This window comes from Bradyrhizobium sp. Pha-3 (assembly GCF_042258325.1).
Taxonomy (GTDB): Bacteria; Pseudomonadota; Alphaproteobacteria; order Rhizobiales; family Xanthobacteraceae; genus Bradyrhizobium; species Bradyrhizobium elkanii.
The window spans coordinates 9,132,336-9,149,075 of sequence record NZ_CP170151.1 but is presented as its reverse complement, the minus strand read 5'-3'; the positions used below and the strand labels follow the sequence as shown (position 1 = coordinate 9,149,075).

The window sequence follows — 16,740 nt, the reverse complement described above, 5'->3', positions numbered from 1 at the left end:
GCCATGCCCATTGCGCCACGCCGGAGGATCCCGTGACCCGTCGAAAGCTCTTTCTCATTCTCGCCGCCACCACCGCGTTCGGTGCGTTGGCGCTGTCCGCCGCTCGCGCCCGCGATGTGCCTGAGGTCGCGACCGGCTTTGTCGCCAATGTGATCTGCTCGGAGACCTTCGTCAGCGGGCTCGACCCGAGGCGAAACCTGACCGAGACCACGGACGCGATGCCGGGCGCCGGCCTGATCACCTGGGCGATGGACACCGAGGTCGACCTCGATCGCAAGGACGTCACCGTGACGCTGTTCGGGCTCGGCCGCAGCCATGCAATCTATCGCGAGGGCATGGGCTGCACGCTCGACCATGGCGAGACGCTGGGCGAGATTGCGTTGCCGCCTTTGAGGCCGCAGGCCGCGCTGCTGCCCGAGATCGCCGGCCCCGCGCTCGTCGCGCCGCAAACCCCGCAGCTTGCGGCCGCGATCGACCGCGCCTTTGCCGAACCGGCGGAGCCGCCGTTCCGCCACACCCGCGCTGTCCTCGTGCTGAAGGACGGCCGCATCGTCGCCGAGCGCTACGCCGACGGCATCGGCACCGACACGCCGCTGCTCGGTTTCTCCGCGACCAAATCGGTGATCTCGGCGCTGATCGGAATCCTGATGCGCGACGGCAAGCTGGCGATCGATCGGCCGGTGCCGATCGCAGCCTGGCAGGATCCGAAAGATCCGCGGCACGCGATCACGGTCGATCAGCTGTTGCGCCACACCGCGGGCCTCGCACTCGGCAGTTCGCTGCAGGCGTCGCTGGCATCCGTGCTCGAGCCGGTCAACCGCATGAAGTTCATGGAATCGGATATGGCCGCCTTCGCCGAGAGCGCTCCGTTGGAGAGCGCGCCCGGCCGGGTCTGGAACTATCACGACGGCAACTACCTGATCCTCTCGCACCTGATCCGCAACGCCGCCGGCGGGCATGCGGCTGACGTGATGCGCTTCGCCCGTGAGGAGCTGTTCGGACCGCTCGGCATGCGCAATGTCGTGATGCAGTTCGATGCTGCGGGCACGCCGGAAGGATCGGGTGCGATGATGGCGAGCGCGCGCGACTGGGCGCGGTTCGGCCAGCTCTACCTCGATGACGGGATGGCCGGCGGCAAGCGCATCCTGCCCGAGGGCTGGGTCAAGTATTCCGCATCGCCGACGCCGCGCGCTTGGGTCGGCATCGGCGCGGGGTTCTGGACCGATCTCGGCGACAGCTTTGGCGCCAACTACCGGGTCGCGCACGGCTGGCCGCGCGACGCCTTCTTCGCCAAGGGCACGATCGGGCAGTATGTGATTATCGTGCCGTCGCAGCACCTCGTCATCGTCCGCCTCGGCCGCTCGCCGAACATGCCGCCCGAGGCGGACGGCGTGTTCGATCTGGTCCGTGACGTCGTCACAGCGACGTCTGCAAGCGCGCGGCTCGCGGGCGGCAATTGACCGGCACGTCACACAACACCCGCGCGATCGTGAATTGAATCTTGGCCTCCGGAATTCTCTGATGCTGTGGCGCATCTCGCGAGGAGGCGCGCCATAGTTTCTTGAAGCACGCGTCAACCGGAGACCATCATGCCGAAAGCCTACTGGATCGTGCACGTCACGGTTCACGATGAAGCCCGCTATCCCGAATATCTCGCCGCCGCGATCCCGGTGTTCGAGAAGTACGGCGCCAATTTCATCGTGCGCAATGGCCCCTATGAGGTGATGGAAGGCGCAACGCGCCAGCGCAACTTCGTCATCGAATTCAAGGATCGCGCCACCGCGATGGAATGCTACACCTGCCCGGAATATCAGGCCGCGAAGGCGATCCGGCAGAAATACTCGGATGGGGATTTTGTGATCATCGACGGAGCGGAGTAAGGCGCGCCGCACTCTCCGTCTCTGGAATACCGGATCACTCGCCTGCGCGGGTGATGACACCGCGCTGTTTGACACGTTGAATTGCGATCCATCCCCACCGTCGTCCCTGCGAAAGCAGGGACCCATAACCACGAATGGTCATTGGTTGGCGATGCCGGAACGACGAGTATCCTCAACAACACCCGCCGCGGCGTATCGGTCCCTGCTTTCGCAGGGACGACGACGGTGGGTGTGGCGCGCAGCCCCGCGCTGTAACAACGAGTGCAGACTTACTGCCGCCCCAGCTGCGTCGCCTTCTCCACGCGGTCGAAGCGCTCGAGCGTCAGGATGGCGTCGGCGAGCTGGTCGGCGCGCTTGTCGAGCACCGGACGGGCCAGCGTCAGGAATTTCTGCTGCATCGCCTTTGCGTCGGGGAACGAGGTCGGCTCGCCGGAGGGATCGGCATAGAGGCGCTCATGGGTGCCGTCATCTGTCGTGATCGAGACGCGGGCGCCGAACGGATGGGTGCGGCCGACCTCGAGCCGGTCGTCCTGCACCACGTCGAACTTGTCGGCGAGCGCGTCGATGGCCGCATCGCCCAGCCGATCGTAATCGTCCCAGCCGAAATGGCCCTGGTCGAGCGCGATCGCGCCGGTGAAGAACATCGAGAACTGGCCGCCGACCACCGAGGTCGGGTGGCGCTTGGTGGCGGCGTCGCCGGTCAGCGTGATGCCGTTGCGGTGCAGGCCGATCTCGACCTTCCTGATCTGGTCCGGCGTCAGATTGTGCTCGCGCCGCATCGCGATCAGCGCGTCGATCGCGGCGTGGGTGTAGCGGCAGCTCGGATACGGCTTCACGCCGATCTTCAGCGTCTCGTAGGTGTGGCCCAAGTCCGCCACCGCCTTGTCCGGATGAGCGTCATCGGTATAGCCGACCAGAAGGCCGTGCTTGCCTTCGACCGACTCGCTCGAGCCGATGAAGTCGTTGCGCGCCAGCGTCGCAGCGATCACGCCGTTCATCGCGGCGGCACCCACCTGGTAGCGCTTGTTCCAGGCGCCGTTGACCAGGAATTGCAGCGAGCCCGCAGCCTGGCTGCCGGAGACGCCGAACGCGGAAACGATCTGTTCCTTCGACAGTCCGAACAGCTTGGCCGCCGCCGCGGCGGCGCCATAGGTGCCGGCGGTCGCGGTCGGGTGGAAGCCGCGGGCGTAATGCGAGGTCGGGTCGAGCGCGTTGCCGAGCCGGCAGCACACTTCATAGCCGGCGACGATCGCGGTCAGCACGTCGCGGCCGGAGGCGCCGACCATCTCGCCGACCGCGAACGCGGCGGGCACCACCGGTGCGCTCGGATGCAGCGAAGAATCGGCGTGGGTGTCGTCGAAATCGAGCGAATGGCCGAGCGCGCCGTTGAGCAGCGCCGCGACCGCCGGGGTCCAGGTCTTGGCGTCGCCGAACACGGTGGCTTCGCCCTTGCCGTCGAGCGCCAGCGCCTCCAGCATCTTCATCAGCGATGGCGTCGATTCCGCATCGCGCCGGGCGCGGATGGTGCTGCCGAGGAAATCCAGCGTCAAAACCTTGGCGCGCTCCAGCACCTCCGGCGGAATGTCGGAATATTTCAGGTCGGCGACATAGGCGGCGAGCGTTGCGGTTTCGTGGGCCATCGTGTTTCCTCAATTTTGCGGCGCAGGGTAGGCGGGCAGGTCAGGCCTTTCAAGCCACCTTGCCGCCGCGGGCAGCTGCCATGCTCCAGATCGGTTAGCTTCAGGTCGGTTAGCTTCAAGTCATGTAACACGGGCCTTTCCTTTGATTGCGGATCACGGTGCATGAGGACCTTCGCAAAACGCATGTTCGACCAGCTCTGGACCCGCAAGACGCAGCTGGCGCTGGCGGTCCGGATCGCGTCCGCCGGCGTGGCGGCCTATACCATCGCGCTGGCGCTCAACCTGATGCTGCCGCTCTGGGCGGTGCTGACCTCGCTGATCGTGACCCAGATGAGCGTCGGCCGCTCGCTGAAGGCCAGCCGCGACTACATGCTCGGTACCATCGGCGGCGCCGTCTATGGCGGCGCGATTGCGGTTTTGATCCCGCATTCCGGCGAGGGCAGCCTGCTGGCGCTGCTGGTGCTGGCGATCGTGCCGCTGGCCTTCATCGCCGCGCTCAATCCGAGCCTGAACTCGGCGACCGTGACGGCGGTGATCGTGCTGCTGCTGCCGACGATGCATCACTCCAATCCGCTGGATTCCGCGATCGACCGCGTCCTCGAGGTGACGGTCGGCGCGCTCACCGGGCTCCTGATCTCGTTCCTGGTGCTGCCGTCGCGCGCGGTCAGCCAGATCAGGGTCAATGGATCGAAGCTGCTGGAGCTGCTGTCGGCGGCGTTCGCCGAATTGCTCGCCGGGCTGACCCGCGGCCTCGACAACGACGCGCTGCACCGGATCCAGGACGGCATTGGCACCGCGGTGACCAATCTGCACGCGACCGGCCTCGAGGCCGAGCGCGAGCGCTCGATGCATCTGTCATCGGGGCCGGACACCGGTCCGTTGCTGCGGACCATCCAGCGGCTGCGGCATGACGTCGTGATGATCGGGCGCGCCTGTGTGGTGCCGCTGCCGGCCGATATCCAGGCGAGGCTGGCGCGGCCATTGGCCGACGTCAGCAAGGCGATCGTGACTTACATGGTGGCGGTCGCGACCGCGTTGCGTGCCGGCAGCGGCCCGGCCGACATGGCGCCGGTCGATGCCGCGCTGCATGCCTATAGCGAGGAGGTCGCCGCGGTCCGCAGGGATGGCCTGATCCGCGGCCTGCCGGTCGATGCCGCCGAGCGCTTCTACGCGCTCGGCTTCTCGCTCGACCAGATGCGGCAGAATCTCAACGACCTCAAGCGCTGCCACGGCAATTGGTGCACCAACGCCGAAGCATCCGAGAAGATCGTCGCCGACACGCCGGAGAAGAGCGCGGCTTAAGATGGAGCAGGGCTCAGTCTACGGCCTTGCGCAGCATCGCGGGCACGATCAGGCGGTGGAACGGCATGATCACCGTAAGATAGGCCCGCCCGAGCCAGTTGTGGGTGAGCACCAGCGTGGTCGCGGTGATGCTGCGCGCGGGCCCTGCGGGCGCGACGTCGACGACGAGCCGGAAGTCGAGATGCTTGTCGTTGAAGCCCGCAACCAGCCGCTCCGGCGTTTCGCTGACCACCGGAAAGATCCCGATCATGTCGCGCGCCACGCCCTCAGTTGCGCCTGACGTCTTCAGGCCGAGCGGCGCGACCAGGAGATTGCGCAAGGCGACCAGCCATTCGAACCAGCGCGGCTGGCGCGTCACCATCGCTTCGGCGGCGTGGCGCGCGTCGAGGTCCGGACGCGTGGTCGCGATCCGGAACGCATCGATGAACTGCGCGCCGGCGAGCAGCGCGGCGGAATCCACGTTCGGCTTGACCTCGTCGACCCTCATTTGCCCAGTCTGCGTGCCAGCAGGCGGAAACGCAAGACAAGGAGGGTCGCATAGACCGCCGTCCCGAGCGACAACCCGATCCAGACACCGGCGGCGTCGAGCCTGACCCAGAAGGCGAGAGCGGAGGCCGACGCGAAGCCGATCAGCCAATAGCTGATGACGGCGAACAGCAGCGGCACCTGGGTGTCGTTCATGCCGCGCAGCGCGCCCGCGGTGGTGGTCTGGATGCCGTCGGCGATGAAGAAGGTCGCGCCGATCAACAGCAGCGCCGCGGTGAGCTGCGCGGTGGTGTCGGAGGCCTCGCCGAGGAACAGCGCCGCGATCTCGAAGCGCGCCAGGATCACCGCGAGCGTCATGATGCTCATGAAGATCCCGCTGAGCGCGATCGCGACAAAGCCGGCGCGCTGCACCGCGTCGGTATCGCGGCGGCCGACGGCCTGGCCGACCCGCACGGTAGCGGCCATGCTGACGCCGAACGGCACCATGAACAGGATCGCCGCGATCTGGTGCGCGGCCAGCGCCGTGGTGCTGATCAGCCCCATCAAGAGGCCGGCCGCACCGAACAGGCCGTATTCCAGCAGGAAGGCGATCGAGATCGGTGCGCCGACGGCGACCAGCTTGCCCATCAGCGGCCAGTCGATGCGCCAGACGCGGCTGAATACGTGGTACTTGCGGAACGGGCGCCGGCGCGCCGCGAACCACACGCCGGCAAGGAAGGTGCCGAGATTGACGATCGTGGTCGCAAGCCCGGCGCCGAACATGCCGAGTTCGGGCATGCCCCATTTGCCGTACAGCAACAGGTAGACCATCAGCGCATTGGCCGGGATCGCCGCAAGCGTGATCCACAGCACCGGCTCCGGTCGGTTCACGGCGCTCATGAAACCGCGGAGCGCGATGAACCACAGCGCCGGCAAGATGCCCCAGGCGAGCCCGAACAGATATTGCTGCGCCAGATGCGAGGTGGCCTGGGTCTGGCCGAGCGCGAGCAGGATGCGCTCGCCCTGGAACGGCAGCGCCATCAGCGGCAGCACCATGAAGAAGCCGGCCCACAGGCCGACGCGGAGCGCGCGCCGCATCACGCGCGGGTTGCGCGCGCCGAACGCCTGCGCGGCAAGGGGCGAGACCGCCGACATCATGCCCATGCCGATGGTGAAGCTGACGAAATACACGGTGTGCGCCAGCGCCGCGGCGGCGACGTTTTCGCTGCCGAGCCGGCCGATGAAGGCGAGATCGGTCGTCATCATTGCGATCTGACCGAGCTGCGTCAGCGCGAGCGGCACCGCGAGCTTCAGCGTTTCCGCGAACTCGGCCGTGAGCAGGCTGCGAGGGACGACAACGGCCGCGTTCGGCGCGGCCGGGTCGATCTTGTCGATGCAGGTCATGACGGCACGCTTAGCACGGCAAACCGGCCGGAAGGATGGCCAAGTTGCGCAAACGCGACGATCTCACGCAGAGGTGGTCGCGTCCCAGATTGTCGATTGAGACCGGAAGACCGCCTTACACTTTTCCGGATCGTGCCCGGATCACGATCGCGCGGGTATCCGCTTGATCTTGGCGCCGAGGGCGTTGAGCCGCTCATCGATCCGCTCATAGCCGCGCTCGATCTGGTCGGCGTTGTTGATGGTAGAGGTGCCCTCGGCACACACCGCGGCCAGCAGCATCGCCATACCGGCCCGGATGTCGGGCGAGTTCATCGGCGCGCCGCGCAGCCGGCTGGGGCCGGCGACGATCGCGCGGTGCGGGTCGCACAGGACGATGCGGCCACCCATCGCGATCAGGTTGTCGACGAAGAACATCCGGGATTCGAACATCTTCTCGTGCATCAGGATGACGCCGTCGCACTGCGTCGCGGTGACGATCGCGATCGACATCAGGTCGGCCGGGAAGGCCGGCCACGGCTGGTCCTCGAGCTTCGGCACATGGCCGCCGAAATCGTCCTGGATCTTCATGGTCTGGCCGGACGGTACGACGAGGTCGTCGCCCTCGATGCCGCAGACGATGCCGAGCCGCTCAAAACCCATCCGGATCGAGCGCAGATGCTCGACGCCGGCGCGCGCGATGCGCAGCGGCGAGCGGGTCACCGCGGCGAGCCCGATCAGCGATCCGACCTCGATATGGTCGGGCTGGATCGCGAAAGTCGTGCTGCCGAGCGTCGCCGGCCCGTGCACGACGATGGTGTTGGTGCCGACGCCTTCGATCCTGGCGCCGAGCGCAATCAGGAAATTGGCGAGGTCCTGCACATGCGGCTCGGAGGCCGCGTTGCGCAGATAGGTGGTGCCGCGGGCGGCGACGGCGGCGACCAGCGCGTTCTCCGTCGCGGTGACGCTGGGCTCGTCGAGGAACACGTCGGCGCCCTTCAGCCGCGTGGCGCGGAATTCGAGCCGGTGCGTCGCGGTGACGGTGGCGCCGAGCTGCTCGAAGGCCAGGAAGTGCGTGTCGAGCCGGCGGCGGCCGATCACGTCGCCGCCGGGCGGTGGCAGCGCGACCTCGCCGCAGCGGGCGAGCAGCGGGCCTGCGAGCAGGATCGAGGCGCGGATGCGCGCGCACAACGCCGGATCGAGATCGGCGGCGCGGATCTCCTTGGCATGAATCTGCAGGGTGTTGCGCTCGGTCCATTCGGCGGTGGCGCCGACCGAGCGGCACAATTCGACCAGCGTTTCGGTGTCGCGGATGCGCGGCACGTTGGTCAGCGTGACCGGGTGCTCGGTGAGCAGTGCCGCGGCGATGATCGGCAGTGCGGAGTTCTTGTTGCCCGACGGCTCGATGGTGCCCGAAAGGCGGCGGCCGCCTTCGACGATGTATTGGATCGGCGGCACGCGGAATGTCCCCTAACGCATCATTCAGACCGGGCCATTGGAAATTCCACAACGGAATCAACGGCCGTCCGGCACCGTAACACAACTTCCGGCGCAGCTTCCACACGAAAGGTAGCGCCGTGCCGGCGCCGAGAAGCGCACGCCGGCCTGGCCGTCGGCAGAACCCTAGATGTCGATGGTGGCGCTGAGCGAATTGTCCTGGATGAACTCACGGCGCGGCTCGACCACGTCGCCCATCAGCTTGGTGAAGATATCGTCGGCCTCGTCGACCTCCTTGATCTTCACCTGCAGCAGCGAGCGCGCCTCGGTGTCCAGCGTGGTCTCCCAGAGCTGCTCCGGGTTCATCTCGCCGAGACCTTTGTAGCGCTGCAGCGAGATGCCCTTGCGGGCGGCGTCGGTCACGGCCTCGAACAGGTCGATCGGGCCGTGGATGATCTGCTCGGCATCCTTGCGCCGCAGCTTACCCGCGCGCACGTAGATCTCCTGCAGTTCGGTCGCGTATTCGTCGAGCTTGCGGGCGTCGGCCGAGCCGAGGAAGGCGTCGTCGATCACGGCGAATTCCCTGACCCCGCGCACGGTGCGCTCGAACTGGAACCCCTGGCCTTCCGTGAAGGTGCCGATCCAGCCGCGCTCGACCTCTTCGGCCACGGCGTCCAGCCGCTTGGCGATGTATTCGGCCGCCGAATTGGCGGTGGCGATATCGCTCGTGATCCTGGGATTGAGCACGCCCGCGATCGCGGCCTGCTCGATGACGGCGCGATTATAGCGGCTGTGCAGGTTGCGCAGCACCGAGCGGATCACCCGTGCGTCTTCGACCAGCGACAGCAGATCACGGCCCGACCGGTCGTCGCCGGAGGCCGGCTTGAAGACGCATTCGTCGAGCCCGGTCGAGATCAGATAGTCCTCGAGGGCGCGCTCGTCCTTCAGGTATTGCTCCGACTTGCCGCGCGAGACCTTATAGAGCGGCGGCTGGGCGATATAGAGATAGCCGCCATCGATGATCGAGCGCATCTGACGATAGAAGAAGGTCAGCAGCAGCGTGCGGATATGGGCGCCGTCGACGTCGGCGTCGGTCATCACGATGATCTTGTGATAGCGCAGCTTGTCGACCGAGAAATCGTCGCTGATGCCGGTGCCGAGCGCGGTGATCAGCGTGCCGATCTGCTCGGACGACAGCATCTTGTCGGGACGGACGCGCTCGACATTGAGGATCTTGCCGCGCAGCGGCAGCACCGCCTGGAATTCGCGGTTGCGGCCCTGCTTGGCGCTGCCGCCTGCCGAGTCGCCCTCGACGATGAACAGTTCGGATTTGGCCGGGTCCTTCTCCTGGCAGTCGGCGAGCTTGCCGGGCAGCGAGGAGACGCTGAGCGGATTCTTGCGGGTCAGCTCGCGGGCCTTGCGCGCAGCCTCGCGAGCCGCGGCGGCCTGGATCACCTTGCCGACGATCTCCTTGGCTTCCTTCGGATTCTCCTCGAACCAGGCGGCGAGCGCCTCGTTCAGGACGTTCTCGACCACCGGCCGAACCTCCGAGGACACCAGCTTGTCCTTGGTCTGCGACGAGAATTTCGGATCGGGCACCTTCACCGACAGCACCGCGGTGAGGCCTTCGCGGCAATCGTCGCCGGTCAGCGCGATCTTTTCCTTCCTCGCATTGGCGTCGGCATAGCCGTTGACCTGGCGGGTCAGCGCGCCGCGGAAGCCGGCAAGATGGGTGCCGCCGTCGCGCTGCGGGATGTTGTTGGTGAAGCACAGCACGTTCTCGTGGTAGCTGTCGTTCCACCACAGCGCCGCCTCGACGCCGATGCCGTTGGCTTCCGAGCGCACCATGATCGGTGCCGGCACGATCGCCTTCTTGTTGCGGTCGAGATATTTGACGAATTCCTCGACGCCGCCGGAATAGTGCATCTCCTCACGCTTCTCGACCGCGTGACGCATGTCGGACAGCACGATGTTGACGCCGGAATTGAGGAAGGCGAGCTCGCGCAGCCGGTGCTCCAGCGTCGCGAAATCATATTCGACGTTCTTGAAGGTCTCGGTCGAGGCGAGGAAGGTGACCTCGGTGCCGCGCTTGCCCGGGGCATCGCCGACCACCTTGAGCGGCGCCACGGCGTCGCCGTGCGCGAATTCGATGTAGTGCTCCTTGTCGTCGCGCCAGATCCGCAAGCCCAGCTTGCTGGACAGCGCGTTGACCACGGAGACGCCGACGCCGTGCAGACCGCCGGAGACCTTGTAGGAGTTCTGGTCGAATTTTCCGCCGGCGTGCAGCTGGGTCATGATGACTTCGGCTGCCGAGACGCCCTCTTCCTTGTGGATGCCGACCGGAATGCCGCGTCCGTCGTCGTACACGGTGACGGAATTGTCGGCGTTGAGGGTGACCAGGACGCGGCTGGCATGGCCGGCCAGCGCCTCGTCGATCGCATTGTCGACGACCTCGTAGACCATGTGGTGCAGGCCGGAACCGTCGTCGGTGTCGCCGATATACATGCCGGGGCGCTTGCGGACGGCGTCGAGGCCCTTCAGCACCCGGATCGATTCCGCACCATATTCGGCCGGAACGGGATGCTCAGATTCGGCAGGGGTCTGCCGGGCAGTTTCAGTCATGTGAGGCCTTCGAGGATGTCCGAATCAGCTGCGCAAAATGAGGCGCTGATTCCGCTATTTGTGCCACGAAAGAGGGGTTGCGCCTAGCGCAAAGTCTCCATCTACAAACTATTGAATAAATAGGATTTTTTAGGCCTGTTTCAAGGCTTTCAAAGACCGATTCCGAGGGCTTTGAAAAGCCCGATTCGGTGGCGGATTCGGAGCCCTTATCGAGGCCGATTCTGCGCCGCCAACCGGGGGCGAGGGGTGCTGGCGAAATTTCGGAATATTAGAATAATGTTCCTGGGTTGCCCGACGTGTCAAGCTGCTTGGTCGAACGCCGGCCGCCGCTGGCTACTTTGCATGGGGTTGTTTTCGATATTTTGGCAATGCGCTCTGCGACGGCGCCATCGCTTCGGATTGCCCTAGACTAGCCAATCAGCCGCGCCGTGTGGCGCGGCCGGATTCGACGTCGAAAATCTCCCCCCGAGGGCCGAGGTCGACGAACGCCGCGGGATCGGCGCCGGTCATCCAGACCTGCGCGCCGAGCTTGGCGAGCTCGTCGAACAGCGCCTTGCGGCGGTTCGGATCGAGATGGGCGACGACCTCGTCGAGCAGCAGCAGCGGTACGATGCCGGTCATCTCCGCGACCATCGTGGCGTGCGCCAGCACCAGCCCGATCAAGAGCGCCTTCTGCTCGCCGGTCGAGGCGTCACGCGCCGGCATGTTCTTCGGCGCGTAGACCACCTGCAGATCGGTCAGATGCGGGCCGTCGAGCGTGCGGCCGGCGGCGGCATCGCGCGGACGGCCGGCGCGCAGGATCTCGCGGTAGCGGTCCTCCACTGCGGTTGCGGGCTCCTGCAGCAGCGCGTTCTCCATCCAGCCGTCGAGCATGATCTCGGCGGAGGGAAAGGCCGAGGCCGCGCCGCGCTCGCGCAGCATCACGGCGAGCTTGGCGGCGGTCTGGCCCCGCGACGCCGCGACCGCGACCGCAAGCTCGGCGGTCTCGCGCTCGATCGCATCACACCAATGGTCGTCATAGTTGCGCACCTCGAGCAGCCGATTGCGCGAGCGCAGCGACCGCTCCAGCGCGGAAACGCGGCTGGAGTGTTCGGAATCGATCGCCAGCACCAGGCGATCGAAGAAGCGCCGCCGTTCCGACGCGGCGCCCATGAACAGGCCGTCCATCGCCGGCGTCAGCCACACGATGCGCAGATGATCGCCGAACGCGGTTGCGGACCCCACCGGTTCGCGGTCGATGCGGCAGCGCCTCGTGCTGCCGGCGTCACCGGTCGGCGGATCAATGCCGGTGCCGAGCGTCGCAAGGCCGAGCGCGCCCACGACTTCGGCCGAGACCGCCCAGGAGCCGTCGCCCTGGTTGTCGGCGATGTCCTCCAGCGTCGCGCGGCGCAGGCCGCGGCCCGGCGACAGGAACGAGACCGCTTCCATGCAATTGGTCTTGCCGGCGCCGTTCGGCCCGACCAGCACCACCATGTCGCCGGCGACCTGCAGCGTCGCCGTCCGGTAATTGCGGAAATGCGTCAGCGACAGGCGATGAATGCGGGACGGGGTCATCTCTCTTCCTTCCCCTCTCCCCCTGTGGGAGAGGGTGGCGCCTCACGAAGTGAGGCGACGGGTGAGGGGTATCTCACAGCTCGGCAAACTTGGCGACAATGTCTTCCAGCACTGCCCCGGGCGTCCGCAAGACGTCATTGTTCCAGTAGCGCAAGACCTGAAAGCCTTCCGCCGCAAGCGCGTCAGTCCTGGATGCATCACGCGGCGACGAGCGTGCTGACCGCCGTCGATCTCGATGGCGAGGCGCTTCTCAAAGCACGCGAAGTCGAGAATGTAATTGCGAAATGGAACCTGCCTTCGAAATTTCAAGTGCGACAGGCGCCGATCGCGCAGCAGGCGCCACATCTTCGCTTCCGCGTCAGTCGGCTCTCGGCGCATCTTCTTTGCGAAGCCGCGGAGGCGTTCATCGGTCGGTCGATGGTGCGGCGTTCGCGGCACCAACCCCTCACCCGGCGCCTTCGGCGCCACCCTCTCCCACAAGGGGAGAGGGTGCAGTTGAGCATGCGGAGAAGGTCATCACACCCGCATCGGCATCAGCACGTAGAGCGCGCCCTTGCTGTCGCGGTCCTGCACCAGGGTCGGCGAGCCGGGATCGGCGAGCTTCAGCACCGCGACCTCGCCCTCGATCTGGGCGGCGATGTCGAGCAGATAGCGCGAGTTGAAGCCGATATCGAGCGCGTCGGAGGCGTACTCGACCTCGAGCTCTTCGGTGGCGCTGCCGGAATCCGGGTTGGTGACCGAGAGCACCAGCTTGCCCGCGGACAGTGCGAGTTTCACCGCGCGGCCGCGTTCGCTGGAAATCGTCGAGACGCGGTCGACGGCGGCCTCGAAATCCTTCTTGTCGACGACGAGTTCCTTGTCGTTGTTCTGCGGAATCACGCGGCCATAGTCCGGGAAGGTGCCGTCGATCAGCTTCGAGGTCAGCACCACATTGCCGAGCGTGAAGCGGATCTTGCCGTCCGACAGCTCGATCGAGATCTCGGCGTCGTCGCCCTCGATCAGCCGCTGCACCTCGCCGACCGTCTTGCGCGGGACGATCACGCCGGGCATGCCGGTTGCGCCCTTGGGCAGCGCGAGGTCGATCTGGGCCAGCCGGTGGCCGTCGGTCGCAACCCCGCGCAGGGTCGCCGCCTTGGCGTTGCCGGCCGCGTGCAGGTAGATGCCGTTGAGGTAGTAGCGGGTCTCCTCGGTCGAGATCGCGAACTGGGTGCGGTCGATCAGGCGCTTGATATCGGACGCCGGCAGCGAGAACGAATGCGTCATGTCGCCGGCGGCAAGGCCGGGGAAGTCGCTCTCGGGCAGGGTCTGCAGCGTGAAGCGCGAGCGGCCGGCACGCACGGCGAGCACCGAGCGGTCGCCATCGGCTTCCAGCACGATCTGCGAGCCGTCGGGCAGCTTGCGGACGATGTCGTAGAACATGTGCGCGGGCACTGTGGTCGAGCCGGCGGTTCCAGTCTCGGCGGCCAAGGTCTCCGTCACCTCGAGGTCGAGGTCGGTCGCCTTCAGCGACAATTTGGCGCCCTCGGCGCGGATCAACACGTTGCCGAGGATCGGGATGGTGTTGCGGCGCTCGACCACGCGGTGAACGTGACCCAGCGATTTCAGGAGTTGCGCGCGCTCGACGGTGACCTTCATTGCAATACCCGCCAGATCCCTCAGATGGAAAAGCCGGGCGGCCGTTCAGGGCAGCACCGCGGCATTGGAAACCCGAAGAGCCGGATCAATACCGGATTTGATCAAACCCACGGGGGGACCGCAAGGTGGCGCGGATGGGCGGCCGGTGCAAGGGATACGGGCGTGAAACGAGCCCCGTTCCCCACGTTTTGGGTCGGAAAAAAGTTTAGCCCTCCCCTTTGGCAAGGGGAGGGCGATGGAACGAGCCGGCCGGATGAAGCGGCCCTATTCCTGCAGCTGGCGCTTCAGCGATTCGACTTCCTCCGAGAGCGTCGTGTCCTTGGCGACCAGTGCCTCAATCTTGCGCACGGCGTGCAACACCGTGGTGTGGTCGCGGCCGCCGAAGCGCCGGCCGATCTCCGGCAGCGAGCGCAAGGTCAGCGTCTTCGCCAGATACATCGCGACCTGACGCGGGCGCACCACATTGGCGGTGCGGCGGGACGACAGCAAGTCGGAGCGGCTGACATTGTACTGCCGGGCGACCACGCGCTGGATGTCCTCGATCTTGATCCGCTTCGGCTCCTGCGGGCGGATCAGGTCGCGCACCTCGCGCTCGGCCATCTCCAGCGTCACCGGCTGGTTGTTGAGCTTCGAGTGCGCCAGCAGGCGATTGATCGCGCCTTCAAGGTCGCGGCCGTTATGGGTGATGGTGCGCGCCAGATAGTCGAGCACTTCCTCCGGCACGTCGAAGCTTGCATGGTGGACGCGGGCCGCGGCGACGCGCGACTTCAGGATGCCGAGCCGCAGCTCCTCGCCGAGCGAGCCCATCTCGACCACGAGGCCGCCGGCGAGCCGCGAGCGCACGCGGTCGTCGAGGCTTTCCAGATCCGACGGCGGACGGTCGGCCGCGATCACGACCTGGCGGCCGGCATCGATCAGCGCGTTCAGGGTGTGGCAGAACTCGGCCTGCGTCGACTTGCCTTGCAGGAACTGCAGATCGTCGATGACCAGCACGTCGATGCCGCGCAGCGCCTCCTTGAAGGCCAGCGCCGTCTGCGTCTTCAGCGCCGCGACGAAGCCGTACATGAACTTCTCGGCGGTGAGATAAAGCACCTTGCGCTCGCCGCCGGAATTGCCGGACCAGGTCACCGCCTGCAGCAGGTGCGTCTTGCCGAGGCCGACGCCGGCATGAATGTAGAGCGGGTTGAACATCACGGGATCGCCGCGGCGACCTTCCGCGACCTGGCGGGCCGCCGCATGAGCCAGCGTGTTGGACCGGCCGACGACGAAGCTGGCAAAGGTCAGGCGCGGATCGAGCGGCGAACCGCCGAGCGCGTCATGGCTTGCCGACACCGGCGCAGTCGCAAACGAGCGCAATTCGGGCGCGGTGCGGCCGTCGGTGCGCTCGATGCGGCGCACTTCGACGGGCGCAGCCGTTTCCTTCACCGGAACCGTCGCACGGATCGCGGAGCGGACGGTAAGGTCGATCTTGTGCACTTCCGGCATCTCGGCCTGCCAGCAGGACAGCACGCGATCAGCGTAATGCGCCTGGATCCAGCTCTTGAGGAACCGGGTCGGAACCGACAGGTGCACGCTCTCGTCGTGCACGCTCTCCAGATCCATCCGTGCGAACCAGCTCGTGTAAACGTCCTCGCCAACGCTCGTCCGCAGACGTCCCTTTACCCGCGACCAGCGATCCTGTTCCGTGTTCGTCATTGCCTTCGTACTTCCAAGTCTGAGAGATATTCGTTGCGAAAGCGCCGCGCAGGTTTCCTGCCACGGCGCGACCTCTAGCGGGCGCGGTCTGCTCCGGACAAAGCTCTCCCGTGCGGCGACCATGCGCCACCCGACAGATCAGCTGTTTGGAGAAGATGCGCCCCGCGAGGTCAGCGCGTACTCGACGGACGCTGCGGGTAGGAACTGACGTCCGAGGGGTTGATTACGGCACCACTGGAAATTTGCGCTTCGGCTGTCGTTGGTTCGACTGCAGTGATGATACCGTAAGGCATAAGTCCTCCCCCTCCCGCCGCGACGTATCGCGGCAAGTTGTCAGCTTGCTCGTGTCTTCAAATTCGAACTGCTGCTACCGAACACCGAAATGCCCGGCGCTTCGCCGCCGCCGTGTCGTCGTCAACCCGTTCACTCGCTCCGCGTTCCCGCTGCCAGATTCCGACCGACGTCCTGGTCTCTCTTGTTCGATCCCCCAAATTGCCGGGGACATCGCCGGAGAATTTTTGACACAGGTCGTCCGTCCTCATATCGCTATGAGCCGTCAATCCAGCTTCGCTTGGAAAGCGTCGCTAACGCACACACCGCCGCCGATTTGTGCGTCCGCCCCTGGGTCTCAAACCGCGCTGATCTGGAGAGCCGTGGGCGTCGCGAACAAGAAATAAATACACCAAGCACATTTCCTGACAATCCGTGGATTCGACGGGGACCGAGACTCTTCGCGACTGTTGCGGCGTTGCCGATGCTGAGTTGCGAAAGCAAGTTTTTGAATCAGCGCACAGATTCACGCGCGTCACAAACGACGGTGCAATACCAAAAATTTTTCATAGAAAATTTACATTTGGTCTCGCGCCGGTCATTTTTCCAATCGCTGTCCAACGCTATGTGCATAAGTAATTCGCGAGACGTCATTTTTCTCGATTACTTTTGCAGGGTAACCCCGCGTCGCAAGTTTCGCCGCGAAATGCTTGTGCGCTATTCCATCTATCCAGCTTAGCGCAGAACAATCTGTGCGCGAGTGCGGCGCGTTAAGCATGTTGAGCCGGTAGAACTACGGACGCGACGAAACGAAACATGACACGCAGTTCGTTGCGCGGCAACGCGAAGTGTTCTCGCGC

General features: G+C 65.8%; 11 protein-coding genes and 1 pseudogene. 3 read left to right on the top strand and 9 right to left on the bottom strand.

Annotated elements, in window-relative coordinates; translation table 11 throughout:
* Positions 1-32: 32 nt before the first annotated feature.
* Entirely contained in the window at positions 33-1,460 is a 1,428-nt protein-coding gene (locus tag ACE10X_RS43630) for a serine hydrolase domain-containing protein (RefSeq protein WP_375763864.1), read from the top strand.
* Between the two features lie 129 nt (positions 1,461-1,589).
* Positions 1,590-1,880, top strand: a complete 291-nt coding sequence (locus ACE10X_RS43625) for a DUF1330 domain-containing protein (RefSeq protein ID WP_038382571.1) — start codon at positions 1,590-1,592, stop codon at positions 1,878-1,880.
* A gap of 269 nt (positions 1,881-2,149) precedes the next feature.
* Here ACE10X_RS43625 and ACE10X_RS43620 read toward each other — a convergent pair whose 3' ends face one another.
* Positions 2,150-3,520 carry an MmgE/PrpD family protein gene (locus ACE10X_RS43620; RefSeq protein ID WP_038382570.1) on the bottom strand — a complete coding sequence of 457 codons (1,371 nt, stop codon included), beginning with the start codon at positions 3,518-3,520 and terminating at the stop codon, positions 2,150-2,152.
* A gap of 162 nt (positions 3,521-3,682) precedes the next feature.
* Between ACE10X_RS43620 and ACE10X_RS43615 the strand changes: the two genes are divergently transcribed.
* Positions 3,683-4,822, top strand: coding sequence for an aromatic acid exporter family protein (locus ACE10X_RS43615; protein ID WP_304557377.1), 1,140 nt, complete (start codon positions 3,683-3,685; stop codon positions 4,820-4,822).
* A 13-nt stretch (positions 4,823-4,835) separates the two neighbouring features.
* On the opposite strand, the gene ACE10X_RS43610 is transcribed toward ACE10X_RS43615, so the two are convergent.
* The 8 genes and pseudogenes from ACE10X_RS43610 to dnaA all read right to left on the bottom strand — a co-directional run bounded on the left by ACE10X_RS43610 (position 4,836) and on the right by dnaA (position 15,610).
* On the bottom strand, positions 4,836-5,309 hold the full coding sequence (locus ACE10X_RS43610) for a DUF2867 domain-containing protein (protein ID WP_038382563.1): 474 nt from the start codon (positions 5,307-5,309) through the stop codon (positions 4,836-4,838).
* Positions 5,306-6,691, bottom strand: coding sequence for an MATE family efflux transporter (locus tag ACE10X_RS43605; RefSeq protein WP_375763863.1), 1,386 nt, complete (start codon positions 6,689-6,691; stop codon positions 5,306-5,308). Before ACE10X_RS43605 ends, ACE10X_RS43610 begins: the two co-directional genes overlap by 4 nt.
* A gap of 141 nt (positions 6,692-6,832) precedes the next feature.
* Positions 6,833-8,125, bottom strand: coding sequence for a UDP-N-acetylglucosamine 1-carboxyvinyltransferase (gene murA / locus ACE10X_RS43600; RefSeq protein ID WP_038382561.1), 1,293 nt, complete (start codon positions 8,123-8,125; stop codon positions 6,833-6,835).
* A 165-nt stretch (positions 8,126-8,290) separates the two neighbouring features.
* Entirely contained in the window at positions 8,291-10,726 is a 2,436-nt protein-coding gene (gyrB, locus tag ACE10X_RS43595; RefSeq protein ID WP_375763862.1) for a DNA topoisomerase (ATP-hydrolyzing) subunit B, read from the bottom strand.
* 417 nt (positions 10,727-11,143) lie between these two features.
* On the bottom strand, positions 11,144-12,280 hold the full coding sequence (gene recF / locus ACE10X_RS43590; protein ID WP_038382559.1) for a DNA replication/repair protein RecF: 1,137 nt from the start codon (positions 12,278-12,280) through the stop codon (positions 11,144-11,146).
* A gap of 73 nt (positions 12,281-12,353) precedes the next feature.
* Positions 12,354-12,718 (bottom strand): annotated as a pseudogene (locus ACE10X_RS43585) (endonuclease domain-containing protein).
* A 78-nt stretch (positions 12,719-12,796) separates the two neighbouring features.
* Positions 12,797-13,915 (bottom strand): DNA polymerase III subunit beta, encoded by a 1,119-nt coding sequence (gene dnaN / locus ACE10X_RS43580; RefSeq protein ID WP_016842669.1) that lies wholly within the window; start codon positions 13,913-13,915, stop codon positions 12,797-12,799.
* Between the two features lie 264 nt (positions 13,916-14,179).
* The gene (dnaA, locus tag ACE10X_RS43575) at positions 14,180-15,610 is read right to left on the bottom strand and encodes a chromosomal replication initiator protein DnaA (RefSeq protein WP_038382558.1); all 1,431 of its coding nucleotides are present in this window, start codon (positions 15,608-15,610) and stop codon (positions 14,180-14,182) included.
* Between the last annotated feature and the right edge of the window lie 1,130 nt (positions 15,611-16,740).